At 73.6% G+C, this 20925-nt stretch carries 23 protein-coding genes; 10 read left to right on the forward strand and 13 right to left on the reverse strand.

The window, feature by feature from the left end; all coding sequences use genetic code 11:
• Positions 1-98: 98 nt before the first annotated feature.
• A complete protein-coding gene (locus tag ABZW17_RS26045) occupies positions 99-662 on the reverse strand; it encodes a DUF3000 domain-containing protein (protein WP_354819307.1) in 564 nt (187 codons plus the stop codon).
• 88 nt (positions 663-750) lie between these two features.
• Between ABZW17_RS26045 and hemE the strand changes: the two genes are divergently transcribed.
• The 4 genes from hemE to ABZW17_RS26065 are packed head-to-tail and all read left to right on the forward strand — an operon-like array spanning position 751 to position 5307.
• Positions 751-1821, forward strand: a complete 1071-nt coding sequence (hemE, locus tag ABZW17_RS26050; RefSeq protein WP_354819310.1) for a uroporphyrinogen decarboxylase — start codon at positions 751-753, stop codon at positions 1819-1821.
• Entirely contained in the window at positions 1818-3218 is a 1401-nt protein-coding gene (hemG, locus tag ABZW17_RS26055) for a protoporphyrinogen oxidase (RefSeq protein WP_354819313.1), read from the forward strand. Before hemE ends, hemG begins: the two co-directional genes overlap by 4 nt.
• 56 nt (positions 3219-3274) lie before the next feature.
• Positions 3275-3967, forward strand: coding sequence for a hydrogen peroxide-dependent heme synthase (gene hemQ, locus ABZW17_RS26060; RefSeq protein ID WP_354819316.1), 693 nt, complete (start codon positions 3275-3277; stop codon positions 3965-3967).
• Positions 3967-5307 (forward strand): CoA transferase, encoded by a 1341-nt coding sequence (locus ABZW17_RS26065; RefSeq protein ID WP_354819320.1) that lies wholly within the window; start codon positions 3967-3969, stop codon positions 5305-5307. The genes hemQ and ABZW17_RS26065 overlap by 1 nt, the downstream gene beginning before the upstream one ends.
• Here ABZW17_RS26065 and ABZW17_RS26070 read toward each other — a convergent pair.
• The 8 genes from ABZW17_RS26070 to ABZW17_RS26105 form a co-directional block, all read right to left on the reverse strand.
• The gene (locus tag ABZW17_RS26070; protein WP_354819323.1) at positions 5304-5642 is read right to left on the reverse strand and encodes a hypothetical protein; all 339 of its coding nucleotides are present in this window, start codon (positions 5640-5642) and stop codon (positions 5304-5306) included. The two genes, ABZW17_RS26065 and ABZW17_RS26070, sit on opposite strands and share 4 nt — an antisense overlap.
• Positions 5639-6439: a DUF692 domain-containing protein gene (locus tag ABZW17_RS26075; RefSeq protein WP_354819325.1), complete on the reverse strand. Its 801-nt coding sequence runs from the start codon at positions 6437-6439 to the stop codon at positions 5639-5641. Before ABZW17_RS26075 ends, ABZW17_RS26070 begins: the two co-directional genes overlap by 4 nt.
• Positions 6432-7346 carry a TIGR04222 domain-containing membrane protein gene (locus ABZW17_RS26080; RefSeq protein ID WP_354819328.1) on the reverse strand — a complete coding sequence of 305 codons (915 nt, stop codon included), beginning with the start codon at positions 7344-7346 and terminating at the stop codon, positions 6432-6434. The genes ABZW17_RS26075 and ABZW17_RS26080 overlap by 8 nt, the downstream gene beginning before the upstream one ends.
• A gap of 66 nt (positions 7347-7412) precedes the next feature.
• Positions 7413-8315: a TIGR04222 domain-containing membrane protein gene (locus tag ABZW17_RS26085; protein WP_354819331.1), complete on the reverse strand. Its 903-nt coding sequence runs from the start codon at positions 8313-8315 to the stop codon at positions 7413-7415.
• A gap of 89 nt (positions 8316-8404) precedes the next feature.
• Positions 8405-8827: a peptide-methionine (R)-S-oxide reductase MsrB gene (gene msrB / locus ABZW17_RS26090; RefSeq protein WP_354819334.1), complete on the reverse strand. Its 423-nt coding sequence runs from the start codon at positions 8825-8827 to the stop codon at positions 8405-8407.
• Between the two features lie 19 nt (positions 8828-8846).
• The gene (locus tag ABZW17_RS26095; RefSeq protein ID WP_354819337.1) at positions 8847-9152 is read right to left on the reverse strand and encodes a hypothetical protein; all 306 of its coding nucleotides are present in this window, start codon (positions 9150-9152) and stop codon (positions 8847-8849) included.
• Positions 9153-9205: 53 nt separating this feature from the next.
• On the reverse strand, positions 9206-10864 hold the full coding sequence (locus tag ABZW17_RS26100; protein ID WP_354819579.1) for a protein kinase: 1659 nt from the start codon (positions 10862-10864) through the stop codon (positions 9206-9208).
• A gap of 57 nt (positions 10865-10921) precedes the next feature.
• A complete protein-coding gene (locus ABZW17_RS26105) occupies positions 10922-11644 on the reverse strand; it encodes a TVP38/TMEM64 family protein (protein WP_354819340.1) in 723 nt (240 codons plus the stop codon).
• A gap of 68 nt (positions 11645-11712) precedes the next feature.
• Here ABZW17_RS26105 and ABZW17_RS26110 point away from each other — a divergent pair, with 68 nt between their 5' ends.
• Positions 11713-12729 (forward strand): DNA polymerase domain-containing protein, encoded by a 1017-nt coding sequence (locus tag ABZW17_RS26110; RefSeq protein ID WP_354819343.1) that lies wholly within the window; start codon positions 11713-11715, stop codon positions 12727-12729.
• 2 nt (positions 12730-12731) lie between these two features.
• Here the strand turns inward: ABZW17_RS26110 and ABZW17_RS26115 are convergent, their stop codons facing one another.
• Positions 12732-13358, reverse strand: coding sequence for a hypothetical protein (locus ABZW17_RS26115; protein ID WP_354819346.1), 627 nt, complete (start codon positions 13356-13358; stop codon positions 12732-12734).
• A gap of 340 nt (positions 13359-13698) precedes the next feature.
• On the opposite strand from ABZW17_RS26115, the gene ABZW17_RS26120 reads away from it, so the two are divergent.
• The 3 genes from ABZW17_RS26120 to ABZW17_RS26130 all read left to right on the forward strand — a co-directional run bounded on the left by ABZW17_RS26120 (position 13699) and on the right by ABZW17_RS26130 (position 15547).
• The gene (locus ABZW17_RS26120; RefSeq protein WP_354819349.1) at positions 13699-14091 is read left to right on the forward strand and encodes a DUF6221 family protein; all 393 of its coding nucleotides are present in this window, start codon (positions 13699-13701) and stop codon (positions 14089-14091) included.
• Between the two features lie 48 nt (positions 14092-14139).
• A complete protein-coding gene (locus tag ABZW17_RS26125) occupies positions 14140-15114 on the forward strand; it encodes an MsnO8 family LLM class oxidoreductase (RefSeq protein WP_354819352.1) in 975 nt (324 codons plus the stop codon).
• Between the two features lie 214 nt (positions 15115-15328).
• Positions 15329-15547 (forward strand): hypothetical protein, encoded by a 219-nt coding sequence (locus ABZW17_RS26130; RefSeq protein WP_354819355.1) that lies wholly within the window; start codon positions 15329-15331, stop codon positions 15545-15547.
• Positions 15548-15577: 30 nt separating this feature from the next.
• Here ABZW17_RS26130 and ABZW17_RS26135 read toward each other — a convergent pair whose 3' ends face one another.
• Together ABZW17_RS26135 and ABZW17_RS26140 are read right to left on the reverse strand one after the other, a co-directional pair.
• A complete protein-coding gene (locus ABZW17_RS26135) occupies positions 15578-16234 on the reverse strand; it encodes a maleylpyruvate isomerase N-terminal domain-containing protein (protein ID WP_354819358.1) in 657 nt (218 codons plus the stop codon).
• A gap of 19 nt (positions 16235-16253) precedes the next feature.
• On the reverse strand, positions 16254-17807 hold the full coding sequence (locus ABZW17_RS26140) for a helix-turn-helix domain-containing protein (RefSeq protein WP_354819361.1): 1554 nt from the start codon (positions 17805-17807) through the stop codon (positions 16254-16256).
• Between the two features lie 117 nt (positions 17808-17924).
• Here ABZW17_RS26140 and pruA point away from each other — a divergent pair, with 117 nt between their 5' ends.
• Positions 17925-19553, forward strand: coding sequence for an L-glutamate gamma-semialdehyde dehydrogenase (pruA, locus tag ABZW17_RS26145; protein ID WP_354819364.1), 1629 nt, complete (start codon positions 17925-17927; stop codon positions 19551-19553).
• An 11-nt stretch (positions 19554-19564) separates the two neighbouring features.
• Positions 19565-20494, forward strand: coding sequence for a proline dehydrogenase family protein (locus ABZW17_RS26150; RefSeq protein ID WP_354819367.1), 930 nt, complete (start codon positions 19565-19567; stop codon positions 20492-20494).
• 48 nt (positions 20495-20542) lie between these two features.
• Here the strand turns inward: ABZW17_RS26150 and trxA are convergent, their stop codons facing one another.
• Positions 20543-20914 carry a thioredoxin gene (trxA, locus tag ABZW17_RS26155; protein ID WP_354819370.1) on the reverse strand — a complete coding sequence of 124 codons (372 nt, stop codon included), beginning with the start codon at positions 20912-20914 and terminating at the stop codon, positions 20543-20545.
• Positions 20915-20925 lie beyond the last annotated feature (11 nt).

Here is a 20925-nt window from a genome sequence, read left to right on the forward strand (position 1 = left end):
TTTGTTGTTTTTTTTCTTCCCCCCCCCCCCCCGCGCCGGGGGTGTGTTTGTGTGGGGGGGGTTAAACCCCCCCCCCCCCCCCCCCCCCCGGGGCCGGGTCAGGAGCCCTGGCGCTGTCCGAAGAGGGTCACGCCGACCGGCGGCAGGCCCACGACGCTGGCCATCACCTGGCAGAAGGCCTGGCCGTGCGGCACCAGCGAGCCGTCCGCCGGCGTCCACGACGCCCGCAGTTCCAGGTCGTCGGTGCGGGCGGGGCCGGAGATGTCGCCGAAGCGGGCCGACGACGTCTCGGTCACGGTGCCGCCGAGGGCCGTCCAGCCCGCCCCGGACACCTCCAGCGCGTCGGTCAGCCACGACCAGCCGACCGCCGGCAGGAACGGGTCCGTCGCCAGCTCCCGGTCCAGCTCCGCGCGCACATACATGACGAGGCGCAGCACGCCGTCCCAGCCGTCCTGGCCGTCCGGGTCGTGCAGCAGGACCAGGCGTCCCGACGCCAGCACGTCGGCCGGCCCGGCGACCTCGCAGCTGACCGCGTACGACCACGGTGCCAGCCGCTGCGGCGGGCGCATCGGCTCCAGCAGCACCTCCGGGCGGGGCCGGACGGACTGCAGCGCCGCGACTGCTTCGCGGAAGAGCTCGGGCACTGGCGTCATCGCGGTCACGCACCGACTTTAGGGCGGGCACGGCCCGTTGCGGGCGCAGGCGCGCCGAGGGAACGGCCCGCTCGGGCTCGTGGCACGATTGACGGCGATGTCTCAGACCACGCCCCTGCCGCACCAGGCCGTCCCGTCCGGCCGTCGCGAGCTGCCCGAAGCCCCGTTCCTGGCCGCCGCGCGCGGCGAACGCCCGGCCCGCACGCCCGTCTGGTTCATGCGCCAGGCGGGGCGTTCGCTGCCCGAGTACCGCGCGCTGCGCGAAGGCGTGCCCATGCTCGACGCCTGCTTCGACCCGGAGATGCTCGCCGAGATCACGCTGCAGCCGGTCCGCCGGCACGGCGTCGACGCGGCGATCCTCTTCAGCGACATCGTGGTGCCGCTCAAGGCGGCCGGCGTCGACATCGACATCGTCCCCGGCACCGGCCCGGTGGCCGCCACGCCGGTGCGCGACCTCGCCGCGGTGCAGGCCCTGCCGGTGCTCGAACCCGAGCACGTCGCGAAGGTCGCCGACGGCGTCCGGCTGCTGGTCGAGCGGCTCGGCGAAACGCCGCTGATCGGCTTCGCGGGTGCGCCGTTCACGCTGGCCAGCTACCTCATCGAGGGCGGGCCGAGCCGCAACCACGAGCACACCAAGGCACTGATGCACTCCTCGCCCGAGGTGTGGCACGAGCTGGCCGGGCGCCTGGCCGACATCGCCCTGACCTTCCTGCGCGCGCAGCTCGACGCCGGCGTCGACGCGATCCAGCTGTTCGACTCCTGGGCCGGCGCGCTGTCCGAGCGGGACTACCGCGAGTTCGTCCTGCCGCACTCGGCGAAGGTCCTCGACGGGGTCGCGGAGTACGGCGTCCCGCGGATCCACTTCGGCGTCGGCACCGGCGAGCTCCTTGCCGCGATGCGCGACGCGGGCGCGGACGTCGTCGGCGTCGACTGGCGGATCCCCCTGGACGAAGCGGTGCGGCGGCTGGGCGGCCGCGCCGTCGTGCAGGGCAACCTCGACCCGGCGCTGCTGCACGCGTCCTGGCCGGTGCTGGAAGCCGAGGTCCGGCGGATCGCCGAAGAGGGCAAGGCCGCCGAAGGCCACATCTTCAACCTCGGCCACGGCGTGCTGCCGGGCGTCGACCCCGACGTGCTGACCCGCGTGGTCGGGCTGGTGCACGAGCTGTGAAGCGCGTCGCGGTCGTCGGGGCGGGCGTTTCCGGGCTGACCGCGGCGTACCGGCTGCGGCGGCTGCTCGGCCCCGATGCCGGGATCACGGTGTTCGAGAAGACGACGACGCCGGGCGGGAAGCTGCGCACGGCCGAGCTCGCCGGCGTGCCCTACGACGTCGGCGCCGAGGCGTTCCTCGTCCGCCGTCCCGAGATGCTCGCGCTGGTCCGCGAGCTCGGGCTCGACGTCGTCCACCCGACCAGGGCCCGCGCGAAGATCCACGCGGGCGGCGCGGTCACCGGGTTGCCGCCCGGCACGGTCATGGGCGTGCCGGCGTCGGCGGAATCGGTGGCCGGGGTGCTGTCCGAGGCGGGGCGCAAGGCCGTCGAGGCCGAGCCGTCGCTGCCGGAGCTGCGGCTGCCGGGCGGGGACGTGCCGCTGGGGCCGCTGCTGCGCGAGCGCTTCGGTGACGAACTCGTGGACCGCCTGGTCGACCCGCTGCTCGGCGGCGTCTACGCGGGCGGGGCCGACGGCCTCGGCCTGCGCGCGACCATGCCCGGCCTGGCTTCGGCGCTGGCCGCGGGCGCGGGCTCGCTGACCGCGGCGGCCGCCGGCCAGCTGCCGGCCAACCCGTCCACGGCGCCGGTGTTCGGCACCGTCCCGGGCGGCCTGGGCACGGTGATCGACCGGCTGACCGCGGCGTCCGGCGCCGAGCTGCGGACGGGCCTGCCGGTGTGCGAGATCGAGCGGCACGGCCCCGGCTGGCGACTGCGCATCGGCGCGGCACCGACCGCGCACGCCCCGGCGGACAACACCTTCGAGACGGACGCACTGGTGCTCGCGGTGCCGGCGCCCTCGGCCCGCCGCCTGCTCGCGGAGCTGGTGCCGGCGGCTTCGGCGGCGTTCGGCGAGGTCGAACTGGCGTCGATGGCCGTCGTGGCGCTGGCCCTGCCGCCCGGCACGGCGCTGCCCGAGGCGTCGGGGATCCTGATCGGCCACGGCGAGCGGGACGCTTCGGGCGTGCCGTACGCGTCGAAGGCGTTCACCTTCTCGTCCCGGAAGTGGGCGCACTACGGGAGGGGCCCGGTCCTGGTCCGCGGTTCGGTCGGCCGGTTCGGCGAGCCGGGCGCGCTGCGCGCCGACGACGTCGAGCTGGTCCGCGTGGTCCGCGCCGACCTGGCCCGCCTGACCGGCGTGACCGCGGCCCCGGTGGAGACGCTGGTGACGCGGTGGGGCGGCGGGCTGCCGCAGTACGGCACCGGGCACCTGGACCGGGTGGAGCGGATCGAGAAGGCCGTCGCGGCGGTGCCGGGCCTGGCGATCGCCGGGGCGACCCTGCACGGTGTCGGCCTGCCCGCGTGTGTGGCGACGGCGGAGGCCGCGGCGCAGCGGATCGCGGCCCATCTGACCGCGTGAGTGCGCTCACCTGACCCGTGGCGGCGGGCGCGCCGCCACGGTGACAGGATGGACTCATGGCGCGGGTCAACTACAACGAGCTCAACGACACCATCCGCTACACCACCTGGTCGGTCTTCCGGATCGAGCCGGGCCGGCTGGGCGAGGACCGCGGGGCCGCCGGCCGCGAGACCACGGAGTACCTGGACGGTCTCGAGGCCAAGGGCGTGGTCGTCCGGGGTGTCTACGACCTGTCCGCGCTGCGCGCCGACGCCGACTTCATGATCTGGTGGCACGCCGAGGAGATCGAGCAGGTCCAGGCCGCCTACGCCGGGTTCCGCCGGACGCCGCTGGGCCGCGCGTCGACGCCGGTCTGGAGCCAGACCGCGCTGCACCGGCCCGCCGAGTTCAACAAGAGCCACATCCCGGCGTTCCTGGCCGGCGAAGAGGCGCGCAAGTATATCTGCGTCTACCCGTTCGTGCGGTCCTACGAGTGGTACCTGCTGCCGGACGCCGACCGCCGCAAGATGCTGGCCGACCACGGCAAGGAAGCCCGCGACTACCCGGACGTGCGCGCGAACACCGTGGCGTCCTTCGCACTGGGCGACTACGAGTGGATCCTCGCCTTCGAAGCCGACGAGCTGCACCGGATCGTCGACCTCATGCGCCACCTGCGCGGCACCGAGGCGCGGCTGCACGTGCGCGAGGAGATCCCGTTCTACACCGGCACCCGCGTGCCGCCCGCCGAGCTCGTCGCGGCGCTCCCGTAGTGCGCGAGATCGTCGAGGGCGTCTGGGACGCCCTGACCGGGTCCGCGCCGGGGGAGTTCGAGCTGACCGGGACCGAGGCCGTGCTGCCCGGCCCGTACCGCGTGGCGGCGGCCGCGACGGCGTCGATCGCGGCGGCCACCCTGGCGGCCGGGGAGATGCTGCGCGTGCGCGGAATCGAGCCCGGTGCCGTCACGGCGGACACGCGCCACGCGGCGGCGGCGTTCCACAGCGAGCAGCTGCTGCGCGTGGACGGCGTCGGCGCGGAGGCGGTCTGGGCCCCGCTGTCGGGCAACTACCGGGCCGCCGACGGCTGGGTGCGGCTGCACTGCAACTACCCGCGCCACGAAGCGGCGGTGTGCTGGGGCCTCGGCGTGCCGGGAACCCGCGGCGCGGTCGCGAAGGCGGTCGCCGGCCGTCCGGCGCGCGAGGTGGAGCACGCGGTCGTGAGCGCCGGGGGAGCGGCCGCCGAGCTGCGGTCGCCCGAAGACTGGGCCGCGCACCCGCAGGGCGAAGCGGTGGCTTCGCTGCCGTTGGTCTCGCTGGAGCCGGTCGCGGACGCGCCGAAGCGGACGTTGTTCTACTCCGACCGGCCGCTGGGCGGGATCCGGGTGCTGGAGCTGACCCACGTGCTGGCCGGCCCGGTGGCGGGCCGGGTACTGGCGGCCCACGGCGCCGACGTGCTGCACATCGGGGCGGCGCACCTGCCGCGGGTCGAGGCGCTGGTGCGCGACACGAACCAGGGCAAGCGCTCGGCGTTCGTGGCCCTGGACACCGAGGGTGGCCGCGCGCGGCTGAAGAAGCTGATCAGCCGGGCGGACGTGCTGCTGCAGTCGTTCCGCCCGGGGGCGATGGAGCGCATCGGGCTCGGGCCGGCGGAGCTGGCCGAGCTGCGGCCGGGGCTGGTGATCGCGGACCTGAGCGCGTACGGCTGGGCAGGCCCGTGGGCCCGGCGGCGCGGGTTCGACAGCCTGGTCCAGATGTCGAACGGGATGGCGTTCGGTGCCGGGGAACCATCGCCGTTGCCGGTCCAGGCGCTGGACCACGCCACCGGCTGGCTGACGGCGGCGGCCGTGATGACGGCGCTGCGGCGGCAGGTGGCCGACGGCGGTGCCTGGCGGGCGCGGCTGTCGCTGGCGGGCACGGGCCGGTGGCTGGATTCGCTGGGCCGCAAGGACCCGGCGGCGGCGGACGTCGACTACGGCGACCTGATGGAAGAGGCGGACAGCGGGTACGGGCGGCTGACGCGGGTCCGGATGGCCGGCGGGCTGCCGGGGGCGGAGCCGTACTGGGAGTTCGGGACGCGGGAACCGGGAGTCGACAAACCGACCTGGACGCCCTAGCGGCGCCGGAGGCGGTCCACCAGCCGACGCTTCGGTTTCGGCAGGTGCCCGCCCTCGATCAGCCACGTCACGAACTCGTCCGCGTACGCCCCCGACCGCTCCGCCGCCTTCTTCGGCCGGCCCGCGCTGAACTCGGCGAACAGTGGCCCGTACCGCTCGCCCAGCTCCTCCGCCAGCTCCGGCCGCTGGTACGCCAGCACCCGCCCGTGCTTGCGGCGCAGCACCGTCGCCTCCACCCGCAGCCGGGCCGGGTCGAAGCCGTCCGGGGGCGGGCCGTCCGCCAGCAACGCGTGCAGCAGCTCGGCCTGGCGCCGGGCCAGGTCCGCGCGGCTCACGTCGTCACCGCCGCGCGCAACGCCGCCAGCTCCGCGGCCAGTTCCGCGTCGCTCGGGTAGTCGTCGTCGCGTTCCAGCAGCACCCCCGGCGGGTCCGTGCGGCGGCGCAGCTCGGTCAGCAGCGCCAGCACCTCCGGCAGCACCGGGTGCGCGTGCGTGTCGTGGTACACGCCGTCGCGCTCGACGCCGCCCGCCATGTGCACGTACGCCAGGCGTTCCCACGGGATCCCGTCGAGGAAGGCCGCCGGGTCCGTGCCGATGTTGCGGGCGTTGGCGTACAGGTTCGCCACGTCGATGATCAGCCGGCAGCCCGTCCGCTCGGTCAGCTCGGTGAGGAACTGCTCCTCGGTCAGCTCGGCGTCGGGCCAGTCGAGCACCGCGGCGATGTTCTCCAGCGCCAGCGGCACGTCCACGATGGACTGGGCCAGCCGGACGTTCGCCACCAGCACGTCCAGCGCCTCCCGCGTGCGGGGGAGCGGCATCAGGTGCCCCGAATCCAGCCCGCCCGCGCGCACGAAACAGACGTGGTCGCTGACCAGCGGCGCGTCCAGGGCCCGCGCCACCTCCGCCAGGTGCTGGACGCGGCCCGTGTCCAGGGGCTCGGCCCCGCCGAGGGACAGCGAGACCGCGTGCGGCAGCACCGGCAGGCCGCGCTCGCGCAGCGCCACCAGCGTCTCCGGCAGGTGGTCGGCGTGCAGGTTCTCGGCCACGACCTCGACCCAGTCCACGCCCGGCAGCCGCGCGATGGACAGGTCGAGCTCGTGCCGCCAGCCGATCCCGATGCCCAGCTCACCCACCGCAGCCCCCTCCGCCGCACCCGCCGCCACCGCACGACGAGCCGCTGCTGCACGACGAGCTCGAACAGGACGACCCGCTGCTGCAGGACGACCCGGACGAGCCGCCGCCGCCGAACGACGTCACCGGCGGGGTCAGGGCCGCGCTCAGCTCCTCGTCCGGGTACATCGCCCAGCCGCCCAGCGCCACCGCGGCCGCCGCGCCGCCGAGGAGGACGCCGCCGGCCAGCATGCCGGCCGGGACCGGGCCGCTCGCCGCCGCACGGGCCTGGCCGAGCAGGCGGTGGCCCGCCGCCGACGGCTGCCGCGCCCCCGTCTTCGACCGGCGGATCGCCGCCACGACCGTCAGCACCGCCGCGACCAGCACCAGGAACACCAGGATCCCGACCGGGCGACCCAGCGAAAGGCCGTTCACCAGCCGCACCACGCCGAGGGCCAGCACGGCCAGCTGCAGCAGCAGCCCGAACGTGCGCGCCTGGCGCTTCGCCGCGGCCGACGCCAGCAGGCCGCGCTGGTCGAGGCCCTCCTCCAGCGCCCGCATGGCCGCTGACCGGCGGACGGAGGACCGGATGGTCGAGGTCGTCTTCAGCTGCGCCGCGTCGAACACCGCCCGCTCCAGCGGCTCGGCCGGCCGGGTGCCGGCCTGGCTGATCTGCTGGTAGCTGTTGACGCGCACCTGCCCGCGGTCCACCAGCGCCGCGATGGCCGCGTCGGCGGCCCGGTCGGGACCGCCGGCGAGGAAGGCGAGCTGGTAGACCGTCGGCGGCGGGCCGGGCGGGACGTGGTCCGCCCGCCTCGCCCGGCTGGTGACGATCCCGGACACGACGACCCTGGCCAGCAGGACCGCGCCGAGCAACGCGATGTAGAGGACCACGAAATCCGGTCCGGAAATGCCCCACGGGTCGGTCATCGCCCGTCTCCCCTCAGTGTGTCGCGGTTACCGTAGCTGTGAGACGCACGCGCTCGCGTCGGCGTTTCAACCGCCGCACCCCCCGCCACCCCCGCAGCCGCCGCCCCCGCCGCCACCGCAGGAGCTGCCGCCGCCCCCGCAGCTCGACCCGCCGTAGTAGCCGGCGCTCGCGCCGCCGGCCGCCGCCCAGCCGGCCCGGGGCCGGCGGTAGGCCTGCGCGGCCGTCTGCCGCACGGCCCGGCCGACGGCCAGCCGGACGTCCTTGTCGGGGTGCGCGCTCAGGCCGTGGGACGCGACGGTGCCGGCCGGGCCCGCGGTGAAGGTGCCGTCGCGGCGCGCCTTGTCCAGGGCGGCCCGCCCGGCGGCGGTGATCTTGACGTTCGGCGGGTTCGCGGCGCGGACCGAGGGGACGATGCCCGCGACGGTGTTCAGCACCAGCAGCAGGATCAGGTAGCCGACCGGGTGCCCGGTGGCCGAACCGGCGATCAGCCGGACCACGCCGAGCGCGGCCAGTGCCCAGAAGGCCACGGCCGTGGCCAGCCAGGCCGCGCGGACCGCGCGGACGTCGGTGAGCAGGCCGCGGGCGGTGAGCCCGGCCTCCAGTCCGGGGACCGACGCGTGCTGCCCGACCTCGGCGCTCACGCGGGCGATCGAGTTGCCGGACTTGCCGATCCGCGCGAGGGCGGCGCGGCCGAGGTCGTCCGCCGCCGCGCCGCCGGTGCGGTGCAGCTTGCCGGTGCCGTCGAGGCGGACGAACTTCCGCTCCAGCAGCGTCGCGACGACGAATTCGCCGAGCCGGACGCGCCCGCCCGCCAGCAGCGCGAACTCTTCGGGGCGCTCGGGCGCGCCGCCGGCTGTCCCGCGGGACAGCCGGCTGAGGCGCACCACGCCGTACAGCGCCACCGCCAGCAGCAAGCCCAGGTAGAGGCCCGAAAACACCGGTCCGGGAATGCCCCAGGTGTCGGTCATGAGTCCGCCCTCCCTCGTCCGTGTGCGGAGACTACGTTCGAGGGAGGGCGGCGGGTTGCTCGCTTAAGGGAGATTTAGGCTGTGCGTCTTCAGGACTTGGGTGCCAACTTGAGCGAAATCGAGTTGATGCAGTACCGCTGGTCGGTCGGGGTCGGGTAACCCTCGCCCTCGAAGACGTGCCCGAGGTGGCTGTGGCAGGAGCCGCAGAGCACCTCGATCCGCTTCATGCCCATGGTGCGGTCTTCGCGCAGCAGCACGGCGTCGGAGTCGGCCGGGTCGTAGAACGACGGCCAGCCGCAGTGGCTCTCGAACTTCGTGTCGCTGCGGAACAGTTCGGCACCGCACGCCCGGCATGCGTAGACGCCGGTGGTCTTCGTGTCGGTGTACTCGCCGGTGAACGGCCGTTCGGTCCCCGCCTGGCGGAGCACGGCGTACTCGTCGGGGCTGAGCTGCGCCCGCCACTCCTGCTCGGACTTCACGACGCGCGGGGTCGCGCCGACAACGGGTTTCATACCTTTCACCCGATCCACGTTACGCCGCGAGCCAGGCGAGGGCGTGCACCACGATGTCCCATGCGGCCACGATCACGCCGAGCACGATGAGAACCACGATCAGGGCGGACACCCAGTAGCGCAGCCCGCCGAGCCGGTTGCTGGAGTCGGCGAAGTCGGCCACGCCGTCGAGGGCGGCTTCGATGGTGAAGTTGGGGCCGCACCGCTCGATGCGGTCGAGGTGCTCGGCGAACGCCCGCGCCTCCGGGTCATACGGGTCCAGGCCGACCAGGTCCTCGTGGAAGCGAGGATTCTGGCCCGGCAGCGAAGCTCCGTTGTCGGCCATGCCACCACGGTAGGCCATCGGGACCGCTCAGCCCACTGAACGCGCGTCAACTCTCAGTTGTTAGAACCCGAGCCGCCGAGCTTCGTGTTGGCGTCGATCAGGGTGCGGCCGCCGACGTTGACCAGCCGGAAACCCGGCCGGCCGCCCCCGACGTTGACGTTCATGACCAGCGAGCCGTCGGCCTCGTTGCCGCCCGAGTCGGCCTTCGCCTTGGTCGGCCCGTTGATGCTCTTCTTGTTCTCGTCCCAGTACGCCTGGTACTTGTCCTCGCTGCCGTACACCTGCTGGGCGGCCGGGGTGAGCATGTCCCAGTGGGCCGCCGGGTCGCTGAAGTAGTCGATGACCAGCTGGCCGGCCGAGCTGAAGTTGGTGACCGGCGAGTCGGTCGGGGTCTGCCCCAGCTTGGCGGAGACGTTCGAGCTGCTGCTCGACCCGGTGGTCTTGGGCGAGCTCTGACCCGCCGTGGGCTGGCCACCCGGCGACTGGGCGGTCTGCGTGCCGCCGGAACCGCCGTTGCCGGAGTTCAGCACCAGGAACACGATCACGGCGACCACGACGACCGCGGCGCCGGCCCCGGCGAACAGCGCGTACTTGCGCTTGTTGTCGGCCTTCGGGGTGTTCGACGAGTACTGGGGCGCCCTGGCCGTCGGCGCGGCCGCGGGCACCGGTCTGGGCGGGGTGTTCGGCGGCGCGGCCGGCGACCGCATCGGCATGAACGCCGCGGTCGGGCGCGGCGGGTTCGACGGCGCCTTGCTCGCCGCCGCCGGGGTGGGCGTGCCGACCGGCGGCGAAGACGGTGCCTGGTTCTCGGTCCGCTGCCACGGCGGGCGCTCGCCGTCGGCGGGCGCGGCGGGCTTGCGGCCCGCGCCCCCGGACAGCAGCGGCGGCGACGCCGTCATGCCGCCGGGCTCGGTCCGGGCCAGCGCCGCCAGCCGCTCGCGGGCCTCGGCCATGCTCGGCCGCTCGCCCGGCTCGCTGCGCAGCAGGCTCATCAGCAGCGCGGTGGCCGCCCCGGCCTGCACCGGCGGGTTGATCTGGCCGTTCGCCGCCGCGTAGAGCAGCGCGAGCTGGTTCGTGGTGTTGCCGTACGGCGTGGCGCCCTCGATCGCCTGGTAGAGGGTCGCGCCGAGGGCGAAGACGTCGGAGCTGGGCACCGGGTCCGCGCCGCGCGCGAGCTCGGGCGCCAGGTACGCGGGGGTGCCGCCGATCAGGCCGGTCGCCGTCAGCGTCATGTCGCCGGCCGCGCGGGAGATGCCGAAGTCGGTGATCTTCGCGGTGCCGGTCTCGTCGATCAGGATGTTGCCCGGCTTGACGTCGCGGTGCACGATCCCGGCGCGGTGCGCGGCCACCAGCGCGGACGCGACCTGCTCGCCGATCCGGGCCACGCGCCCGAGCGGGAGCGTGCCCTCCTCGGACAGGATCGTGGAGAGGCTGGGCCCGTTCAGGTACTCCATCACCAGGCAGGGGTCGCCGTTGTGCTCGGCGATGTCGAACACCACGATCGCGTTCGGGTGCTGGAACCGGGCCGCGTTCTTCGCCTCGCGCATGGCGCGCTGGCGCATGTTGTCGCGTTCGGTCTCGGAGACGCCCGGCTGGGGGAGGATCTGCTTGATCGCGACGGTGCGCTCGAGGCGCACGTCCGTCGCGCGCCACACCACTCCCATGGCGCCACTACCAATGTGCTCGACGAGGCGGTAGTGCCCGGCGATCAGCTGACCGGTGTCGATGGCGACTGCTCCTGACGAAATTCCCGGTGGTGGTGGCTCTGCTCAGCGCGTTTCCGCTTCGCGCACCCGATCGAGTGTAGCGGTCGGCCGCGCGGGAGTTCGCGTCAGCCAGCCTGTCCGGCGGGCCTTTTCGCCCGGTGCCCGCTTCTTGAACACCTTGACCAGCCCGATCGCCCCGGCCAGCGCGAACACGCCGTAACAGGCGAGCAGCGCGGGCGGCGTGTCGCCGGTCAGCGCGTCGCCGAGGACGACCACCGCGACCGTACCGGGCACACTGCCGAGCAGCGTACCGGCCAGGTACGGGACGAGCCGCACCGAGGACACCCCGCAGAGGTAGCTGAACGGGGCGAACGGCACCACCGGGATCAGCCGCAGCGACGTGATGGCCAGGGTGCCGCCGCCGGCGAGCCGGTCGTTGACCGTCCGCACGGCCGATCGGTGCAGGTGGCGGGTGATGAGGTCACGGCCGAGCAGGCGCGCCAGCCCGAAGGACAGGGCGGCCGCGATCGTGGTGGCGACCAGGCCGATCGCGATCCCGGCGGTGGTGCCGACGAGCAGGCCGGCGGCGAGGTTGAACACGGTGCGCGGGACGGGGGCGACGGTGAGCAGCGAGTACGCGACGAACAGCACGAGCGGCGTGGCGGGGCCGGTGGCGGCGGCCCAGGCCCGCAGCTCGGCCGGACCGGGGATCGGCAGCAGCACCGCGGCCGCCGCGAAGAGGGCGAGCACGGCGAGCGCGACGATCAGCTTGGTGCGGCCGGACACCCGCTCCAGCCTACCGGCCGGGCATTCTCGCGGGAGCCGGGCGGCGCGATCACCGCTAGCGTGGCCGCATGCCCCAGCACGGTGACCCGGTCGAGTACGAGGTGGGCGGCCGCACGGTCCGCGTCACGAGCCCGGACAAGGTGTACTTCCCGCAGCGCGGCATCACGAAGAGGCAGGTCGTCGAGCACTACATCACCGTCGGCGCCCCGCTGCTGCGCGCGATCGGCGAGCGCCCGACGACGCTGAAGCGCTACGTGGACGGCGTCGAGGGCGAGTGGTTCTACGCCAAGCGCGTGCCCAAGGGCGCACCGGAGTGGGTGTCGAGCGCGGAGATCACGTTCCCGTCCGGCCGCAAGGCGGCGGAGGTGTGCCCGGCCGAGCCCGCGGTGTTCGCGTGGGCGGCCAACCTGGGCACGTTCGACTTCCACCCGTGGCCGGTCCGCCGGGCCGACGTCGACCACCCGGACGAGCTGCGCATCGACGTGGACCCCCCGGACCGGGCGGGCTTCGCCGACGCGGTCGAGGTGGCGACGGTGGTCCGCGAGGTCCTGGCGGACGCGGGCCTGACGGGCTACCCGAAGACCTCCGGCGGCCGCGGCGTGCACGTGCTGGTCCGCATCCGCCCGGAGTGGGACTTCGTGGCGGTCCGCCACGCGGTGATCGCCCTGGGCCGCGAGGTGACCCGCCGCATCCCGGACAAGGCGACGGTCGCGTGGTGGAAGGAGGAGCGAGGGGGAAGGGTGTTCCTGGACTACAACCAGGCGGCCCGCGACCGCACGGTGGCCTCGAGCTGGTCGGTCCGCGGCACCCCGCGCGCAACGGTGTCGACACCCCTGACGTGGGACCTGCTGGGCGAGGTGGACGCGGACGACTTCGACGTCCTGACGATCCCGGCGTTCCTGAAGGAGCACGGCGACCTGCACGCGCCGATGGACGCCTCGCCGTTCGGGCTGGAGACGGCGCTGGAGTGGTACGAGCGGGACGAGCGGGATCACGGGCTGGGTGAGCTGCCGTATCCGCCGGATTATCCGAAGATGCCGGGGGAGCCGAAGCGGGTTCAGCCGAGCAAGGCGCGGAACGACTGAGCTCAGGGCTTGCGGCAGCTGACCGCGGTCACGGTGGCCTTCGGGACGACCTTGCCGTTCTTGGTGCTCATGCTGGTGCGGTCGACGCGGTAGGAGCTGCCGCCCTGGGCGTAGGCGGTTTCGATGAGGTCGCCGGACGTGTCCCCGGAGATGCTGTAGGTGATGTCGCACTCCCAGAGCAGGGTGCTCGCGCCGAGCGCGGTGAGCTTCGGTTCGACGACCACGTTGCACCCGGCCGAGCCGAAGCACTGCTTGGACTGGACGGCCAGGTCGACGGAGTAGTCCGTTGCGGTCGGCTCGGGCAGCGCCGGTTCGGTCGTGGTCGGGACGGCGAAGGCGGGGATCGACGGGCTCGTGGTCGCGGGCGCGGCGGCGTCACGGGGCCGAGCGCCGCCGTCGGCGGAGATCCATGTGCCGCCGGGGCCGGCGCAAGGGGCGTGCTGCGCCTTGTCCAGGCACGGACTGGCCGTGGCCTTGCCGAAGGCGAGCGCCAGCACGACACCGGCCGCCAGGGCGCCCACCACGGCGAGCCCGCCGACCAGCCACGGCCATCGCCGGCGGGGCCGGGGAGTCGGCGCGTCCGGCGGGAAGTACGGCAGCTGCGGTCCGGGTGCGGCCGGAACGGACATGAGAACCTCCGTGACTGTGCTGCGGAGACTGACGCCATCGCAGCGTCCGGTGTTACGCAGCGGCACGAATCCCCCGCAAACCCGGCACGAACTGTAACCACCCCCACAACCGTGGCGGTCATCACCGAAACCCCCGCACCCGCGCATTTCCCGCTCCACCAAAAGAACGAACCCAAGACGCGGAGTGATCGTGCAAGCGCCCGCTGTCGCCTTTCGGGTCACAAATTTTGCACGGCCGATCTCGTTGTCACGATCTTGACCTCCGACGGCGTAACGTGCCGTTCCGAATCGACGACTCCCCGGGGCCATCGGGGGGCGGGTTCGAGGAGGGAGGCCCTGCGTGGACGACCTGATCGCATTCCTCGCCGCGCGTGTGGGCGCGCGGCAGGCGTTGATCATGCAGGCCGTCAACAAGGCGAAAGCCGGCGAGTCGATGAACCGCGGCGAGACGAAGGTCGCCGTGGAGCAGAAGATCCGTGGGCTGACCGACCTGGACCTCGACGCGGTCAACCAGATGATCAACGAGATCGAGGCGACCCGGCGGATCCTGCTCGCGCACCGCACCACGGTGTCGGAGAAGGTCCCCGGCTTTCCGCTCTACGGCAGCGAATACTGGTGTGAGACCTGCCACGTGCCCGCCGACGAGGCCGGCTCCAACTGGTGCCTCACGCTGCGCCTGCTGGCCCTGCCCTACACCGACCACCCGGACTACAGCGAGCGCTGGCGCCCCTGACGGGAATCCCGGCCCGCGCCGGGCGTTGCACCCGGGGTGAGGATCTCCGTGCTGGACCGCTCCCCGGTGCGGCGTGGCGGCGGGACCGCCCGGGCGCTGCGGGACACCGTCGCCTTCGCCGCCGGCGTCGAACGGCTGGGCTACCACCGGTTCTGGGTGTCCGAACACCACGGCGTGCCCGGGGTCGCCGGGTCCGCGCCGACCGTGCTGGCCGCCGCCGTGGCCGCCGCGACCAGCCGGATCCGGGTCGGGACCGGGGGTGTCATGCTGCCGAACCACCGGCCGCTGGTCGTCGCCGAGCAGTTCGGGGTCCTGGAAGCGCTCTACCCGGGCCGGATCGACATGGGGCTCGGCCGGTCGGTCGGGTTCACCGCCGGCGTCCGCGAAGCGCTGGGCCACGGCAAGGAAGCGGCCGACGGCTTCGGCGCGCAGGTCCGTGCCCTGCTCGGGTTCTTCTCCGGCGAGCACCCCGGGGTGCACGCCTACCCGGCCGAGGGGCTGCGGGTGCCGCCGTTCCTGCTGGCCACCGGCTCCGGCGCCGACCTCGCCGCGGAACTCGGGCTGCCGCTGGTCATCGCGCCGGTACGCGGGGAACCGGCGCTCATCGAAGCCGTGACGCGCTATCGCGACGGCTTCCGGCCGTCCGCGTGGGCCCGGGAGCCGTACGTCGTGGTGTCGACGGCGATCGCCGTGGCCGGTTCCGCGGCGGACGCGCGGCGCCTGCTCGTCTCCGAAGCCTGGGCGACGGTCTATTCGCGCTCCCACGGCGTCTTCCCGCCCCTGGAACCGTCCGGCGACATCCTCGCCGGGCCGATGACCGACCGCGAGCGGCGGCGGCTCGAGGAGACCCTCGACGGTCAGATCGCCGGCACGCCGGCCGAGGTGGCGGACCGGCTGGGACGGCTCGTCGCCGCCGCGGGTGCCGACGAAATCCTCGCCACGACCGCCTCCCACGACCAATCCGCGCGGTTCGATTCTTTCGCCGCGCTCGCCGAACTGGCGGATCTGCGAACCCTCGTGTGAGCTGATTTCCCGAAGTCCGGACAGCGCGTCGGAGAATTACCGTTCGCGTGATTCCGCGCCCGGGCGGTACCCTTTTCCGGTGACTGCCGGGTCGGCCTCGAGCCGTGAGCAGACGGGGTACCCGGCTGTGCCGTGACCTCCGGGCGGCCCCGCGGGCCGCCGCTTCCCCCGCACACAGCCCACGAGGGACGTGCGCGGAGAGGAGGTGAATCGCATGACCCCATGGCAGGAGTTCGTCTCCACCCACACCGAGGGCGGCGTTCTCGACGGCGTCGTGGCCCGGGTGCTGCCCTTCGGCGCGTTCGTCGAAGTCGCGGACGGCATCCACGGCCTGCTGGTGACCGACGCGGCCCCGGAACCCGGGACGCGGCTGCCGGTCCGCATCGAAGCCATCGACGTGGAACGGCGCCGGTTCAGCCTGGTGAAGGCGTGACGTGAGCCGGGTGAGGCAGGGCGCCCTGCCTCACCCGAGCACGAACGGCAGCCGCGCGGCCAGGCCGCCCAGCTCCGCCGCCTCCGCCTCGGTCGGGGCGCGCCGGCCGGTCGCCACCCGCAGCACGTCGGTGTCCGAGAAGGACGCCGGGAACGCCGTGCCCGCGATCTTCTCCAGCACCACCCGCGTCCGGGCCAGGCCTTCGGCGGGCGGCCCGGCGACCGACGGCAGGTGGGCCACCAGGTCCAGGTGGTGCAGCGTCCACTCCGGCACGTACGCCGAGAGGTAGTCGCCCGCCGTCAGCACCATCTCCTGCGTCGACACCCGCGTGCCCGGGTCCGCCAGGTCCGCCGCGCGGCCCGCCGCCGACCCCACGTCGTCGAGGTGGAACTTCAGCAGCGCCGGGTCCTCGTACGCCGCCGCCAGGCGGACGATCAACGCCGACAGCGGGTCTTCGCCCGAAGGAAGCGAGGAAGACACCGCCCAGTACGTGACCGCGTCGTGCGTCACCGCCGAGGACGCCGGGGTGGCCAGCGTGATCAGCACGTCCTGCGCGTCGATCACCAGGTGGCACACCAGGTCCCGGACCAGCCAGCCGCGGCAGCCGGACGGCTTCGCGAACTCGGCGTCGGGAAGGGAAGCGACCGCGAAACGCAACGCCGCCCACGTGCGCGAGAAGAGATCCACGCGCGCGAAGCTAGCAGGGTCACAGCCGCAGCTGCAGCTGAGTAAGGAGGCGCTGCGCGGGGTCGTCGAAGTCCACTCCGGACACTTCCGCCGCGCGCCGGACGCGGTACCGGACCGTGTTCGGGTGGATGTTCAGCGCCCGGGCCGCCGTCCGGACGTCGCCGAACGCGTTCAGCCAGGCCAGCACGGCCGGCACCAGGATCCCGCCGTGCTCGGCGTCGTGCTCCACCAGCGCCGTCAGCCGGGGGTCGCGGATGCGCGGCTGCGAACCCAGGTAGGCCAGGACTTCCGACAGCAGCACCTCGGCGCGGACGTCGGCCAGCGAAGCGACGTCGGCGGCCCAGTGCCCGCGGGTCATCGCCGCCAGGACCCGGTCGGCGTCGCCGCGGGACGCGGCCGCGTCGGACAGCCGGGGGACGACGCCGCCGAGGCCCGCCCGGACCGGGACGTCCAGGTGACGGCGGGCGGTGGCGGCGATTTCGCGCGCCAGCGCCAGCACCGCCGCGTCGGAGTGCTCGGGCAGGTCCGGCAGCAGGGCGTAGACGCGGCCGCCGATCACGCTCACCAGGGCGCTGCGCCGGTAGGCCGCGGTGTGCACGGCGATCAGGTGCACGAGCTCGGCGCGCCGCAGCTGGCGGTTGTCCGATCGCTCCAGCGCGAACGCGAGCACCTGCGCCGGCCGCGAAGGGTCGGCGCCGATGTCGTCGGCGACGGACTCCGCGTCCAGCCGCCCTTCCAGCAGGCTGGCCAGGAGGTCTTCGCGCAGCCGCAGCTCCGGGCTCGGCAGCGTGCGGGCGCGGATCAGCTGGGGCGCCAGGGTGCGGCTCGCGCCGAGCAGGGCCGTCTCGGCGCGTTCGGTGAGCGGCTGGGCGCCTTCCTGGACCCAGATCGTGCCCAGCGGCTGCTTGCCGGCGTGGATGCCCGCCGCGATCCGGCGGCGGATGCCGAGCTCGGGCCGCTCGTCGATCCGCACGATCCCTTCGCCCGCGCGAAGCCGCTGGTAGACGCCCCATTCGCGGAGCATCGCGAGGTAGCGTTCCGGGCCTTCGCGGCCGAGGATCGACAGCCGCCGCAGCTCGTCGACCTCGTCGCCCGCCCGCGAGTAGGCGAGCACGCGGTTCGCCGTGTCCTCGATGCTGACCAGGCCGCCGGTGAGCGTCGCGACGGTCTGGGCCAGGGCGAACAGGTCGCCGAGGACCTCGCCGCCGGCCGCCTCGCCGCCCGCGCGCGCCGCCTCGACGACCCCGCGGGCCAGCGCCTCCACCTGCTCCCAGCGCGCCTCGGCACCGACGGTGAGCAGCGCGATGCCCGCGTCGGCGGCCACGTCGACGCCGGTCGCGCCCTTGACCGCCACCGCGGCCGCGCCGCCGCGCCCGGCCGCCCGGATCGCCGGCGCCGCCGCCCGGCCGCGCGCGCCGATCACCAGCACCAGGTCGCCGGGAGACGCCTCCAGGGGGTCCTCCGGGTCGAGGATGACGACGTCGCTCACCGTGACACCGAGGCCGTGCGGGGCCACGACGACCTCGACGAGCGGCTCGCCGAGGGTCGCCAGGACGTGGCGCAGCGACGTCACGAGCGGGTTATCCGATCGGCCAAGATCATACGAGCGATTTTAGCCGTTCGAACAAGCCGCCGGCGGGTGTCCGGAGTTACCGTTCGGGGCATCCGGACCGTAAGCAGAGGAGCCGCCGTGGACGCCGTGACCCAGACCCCCGCCCCGACGAACGAGCCGGTGCTGACCTACGCACCCGGCAGCGCCGAGCGCGCCGAACTCGAGGGTGCGCTCCAGCGGCTGGGCCAGGCGGAACCGGTCGACCTGACCGTCACCATCGGCGGCGAGCAGCGTCCCGGCGGCGGCGAGAAGATCGACGTCGTCCAGCCGCACAACCACAAGCACGTGCTGGGCACCATCCACAGCGCAACGCAGCAGGACGCGACCGACGCCGTCGCGGCCGCCGCGAAGGCCGCCCCGGAGTGGCGTGCGCTGTCCTACGACGACCGCGCCGCGATCCTGCTGCGCGCTGCCGACCTGCTCACCGGCAAGTGGCGCGCCACGCTGAACGCGGCCACCATGCTCGGCCAGTCCAAGACCGCGACCCAGGCCGAGATCGACTCCGCCTGCGAGCTCGCCGACTTCTGGCGCTTCAACGTCGAGTTCGGCCGCCGCATCCTCGCCGAGCAGCCGATCAGCTCGCCGGGCGTGTGGAACCGGATGGAGCACCGGCCCCTGGAAGGGTTCGTCTACGCGATCACGCCGTTCAACTTCACCGCGATCGCCGGCAACCTGCCGACCGCGCCCGCGCTGATGGGCAACACCGTGCTGTGGAAGCCGTCGCCGACGCAGTCCTTCGCCGCCCACCTGACCATGCGGCTGCTCGAAGAGGCGGGCCTGCCGCCGGGCGTGATCAACCTGCTGCCGGGCGACGGCAAGGCCGTCTCCGAGGTCGCCCTGACCCACCGCGACCTGGCCGGCATCCACTTCACCGGCTCGACCGCGACGTTCCAGCACCTGTGGGGCACGGTCGGCGCGAACATCACCGGCTACCGCGGTTACCCGCGTCTGGTCGGCGAGACCGGCGGCAAGGACTTCGTGGTGGCGCACGCCTCCGCCGACGTCGACGTCCTGCGCACCGCGCTGGTCCGCGGCGCCTTCGAGTACCAGGGCCAGAAGTGCTCCGCCGCTTCGCGCGCGTACATCCCGCGCAGTGTCTGGAACGAGCTGAAGGACGGCTTGGTCGCCGAGACCGAGGCTCTGACCTACGGCGACGTCACCGACCTGTCGCACTTCGGCGGCGCGGTCATCGACCGGCGGGCGTTCACGAAGCACGCCGACCTCTTCGACCGCGTGCGGGGCGACGCCTCGGTGGAGATCCTCACCGGCGGCACCGCCGACGACAGCGTCGGCTACTTCGTGCAGCCGACGATCCTGGTCTCGGACAACCCGAACCACGAGATCTTCTCGACCGAGTACTTCGGCCCGATCCTGTCGGTGTTCGTCTACGAGGACGGCGGCTTCGACGACGTCCTGAAGCTGATCGACTCCTCCGCCGCGTACGCGCTGACCGGCGCGGTGATCGCCAACGACCGCACCGCGGTCGCGAAGGCCGCCGAGGCGCTGAAGTTCGCCGCGGGCAACTTCTACGTCAACGACAAGCCGACCGGCGCCGTCGTCGGCCAGCAGCCGTTCGGTGGCGCGCGGGCCTCGGGCACCAACGACAAGGCCGGCTCGATCTTCAACCTGCTCCGCTGGACGAGCCCCCGCTCGGTCAAGGAGACCTTCGTGCCGCCGACCAGCGTGCGTTACCCGCACCAGGGCTGAGGAGGACCGACATGCTGCGCGCCCCGCTGCTCGCCGCCGCCCGCTCCCGGAAGATCCGGGCGCTCGTCGAAGCCGTGCCCGCCACGCGATCCGTGGTGCGCCGGTTCGTCGCCGGGTCCGAGACCGCCGACGCCGTCCGCGTCGCCGGGGAACTGGCCGCGGACGGCCGCCGGATCACCCTCGACCACCTGGGCGAGGACACCACCGACGCCGCCCAGGCGGCGGCGACCGTGGCGGCCTACGAAGCCGTGCTCTCGGCGCTGGCCGCGGAGGGCCTGGCGTCCGGTGCCGACGTGTCGGTGAAGCTGTCGGCGGTGGGCCAGTTCCTGCCGGCGAACGGCGAGGACGTCGCCTTGGAGAACGCCCGCAAGATCTGCGCGGCGGCCGAGGCGGTCGGCGCCACCGTGACGCTCGACATGGAGGACCACACGACCACGGACTCGACGCTCGGCATCCTGAAGGAGCTGCGCGGCGAGTACCCGTGGGTGGGCGCGGTGCTGCAGGCGTACCTGCGGCGCACCGAGCAGGACTGCCGGGAGCTGTCCGGGCCCGGCTCGCGCGTGCGGCTGTGCAAGGGCGCGTACGCCGAGCCGGAATCGGTCGCCTTCCAGGACAAGGCCGAAGTGGACAGGTCCTACGTCCGCTGCCTGCGCGTCCTGATGGCGGGGTCCGGCTACCCGATGGTCGCTTCGCACGACCCGCGGATGATCGGGATCGCCGCCGCGCTGGCCGAGGAGAACGGGCGCAAGGACGACGACCACGAGTTCCAGATGCTCTACGGCATCCGGCCGGAGGAGCAGACGCGGATCGCCGCGTCGGGCGCGCGGATGCGCGTCTACGTGCCCTACGGCGACGAATGGTACGGCTACTTCATGCGGCGGCTGGCCGAGCGCCCGGCGAACCTGGCGTTCTTCCTGCGCGGGCTCGCCACGAAGTCCTGAACATGCCGGAGGCCGCCCCGCGGGGCGGCCTCCGGCATGTGGTGGTGGTCAGGCCTGTTCGGCCTCGGCTTCGGCGGCCTTGCGCTTGACCTCGTCCATGTCGACGTCGCGGGCCTGCTTGATGAGGTCCTCGAGGGCGGCTTCGGGGAGCGCGCCGGGCTGGGCGTAGATCAGGGTCTTGTCCCGGATGATGGCCAGCGTCGGGATCGAGCGGACGTCGAAGGCGGCCGCGAGCTGCTGCTGCGCCTCGGTGTCGACGCTCGCGAAGACGATGTCTTCGTGCTTCTCGGAGGCCTTCTCGTAGACCGGCGCGAACTGGCGGCACGGCCCGCACCAGCTCGCCCAGAAGTCGATCAGGACGAACTCGTTGTCGGTTACCGTCTGGTCGAAATTCTCGGCGGTCAGCTCAACGGTGCTCATGCCCTGGTCAA

Origin of the sequence: Amycolatopsis sp. NPDC004625 (genome assembly GCF_040609695.1) — a bacterium.
Classification (GTDB): Bacteria; Actinomycetota; Actinomycetes; order Mycobacteriales; family Pseudonocardiaceae; genus Amycolatopsis.

What these genes read in the sequence shown, in the direction of transcription:
- ABZW17_RS26150 (WP_354819367.1), top strand. Translation starts at nt 19,565, where the DNA reads ATGCTGCGCGCCCCGCTGCTCGCCGCCGCCCGCTCCCGGAAGATCCGG.
- ABZW17_RS26110 (WP_354819343.1), top strand. Translation starts at nt 11,713, where the DNA reads ATGCCCCAGCACGGTGACCCGGTCGAGTACGAGGTGGGCGGCCGCACG.
- ABZW17_RS26130 (WP_354819355.1), top strand. Translation starts at nt 15,329, where the DNA reads ATGACCCCATGGCAGGAGTTCGTCTCCACCCACACCGAGGGCGGCGTT.
- ABZW17_RS26095 (WP_354819337.1), bottom strand. Translation starts at nt 9,152, where the DNA reads ATGGCCGACAACGGAGCTTCGCTGCCGGGCCAGAATCCTCGCTTCCAC.
- msrB (WP_354819334.1), bottom strand. Translation starts at nt 8,827, where the DNA reads ATGAAACCCGTTGTCGGCGCGACCCCGCGCGTCGTGAAGTCCGAGCAG.
- hemE (WP_354819310.1), top strand. Translation starts at nt 751, where the DNA reads ATGTCTCAGACCACGCCCCTGCCGCACCAGGCCGTCCCGTCCGGCCGT.
- trxA (WP_354819370.1), bottom strand. Translation starts at nt 20,914, where the DNA reads ATGAGCACCGTTGAGCTGACCGCCGAGAATTTCGACCAGACGGTAACC.
- ABZW17_RS26085 (WP_354819331.1), bottom strand. Translation starts at nt 8,315, where the DNA reads ATGACCGACACCTGGGGCATTCCCGGACCGGTGTTTTCGGGCCTCTAC.
- hemQ (WP_354819316.1), top strand. Translation starts at nt 3,275, where the DNA reads ATGGCGCGGGTCAACTACAACGAGCTCAACGACACCATCCGCTACACC.
- ABZW17_RS26080 (WP_354819328.1), bottom strand. Translation starts at nt 7,346, where the DNA reads ATGACCGACCCGTGGGGCATTTCCGGACCGGATTTCGTGGTCCTCTAC.
- ABZW17_RS26115 (WP_354819346.1), bottom strand. Translation starts at nt 13,358, where the DNA reads ATGTCCGTTCCGGCCGCACCCGGACCGCAGCTGCCGTACTTCCCGCCG.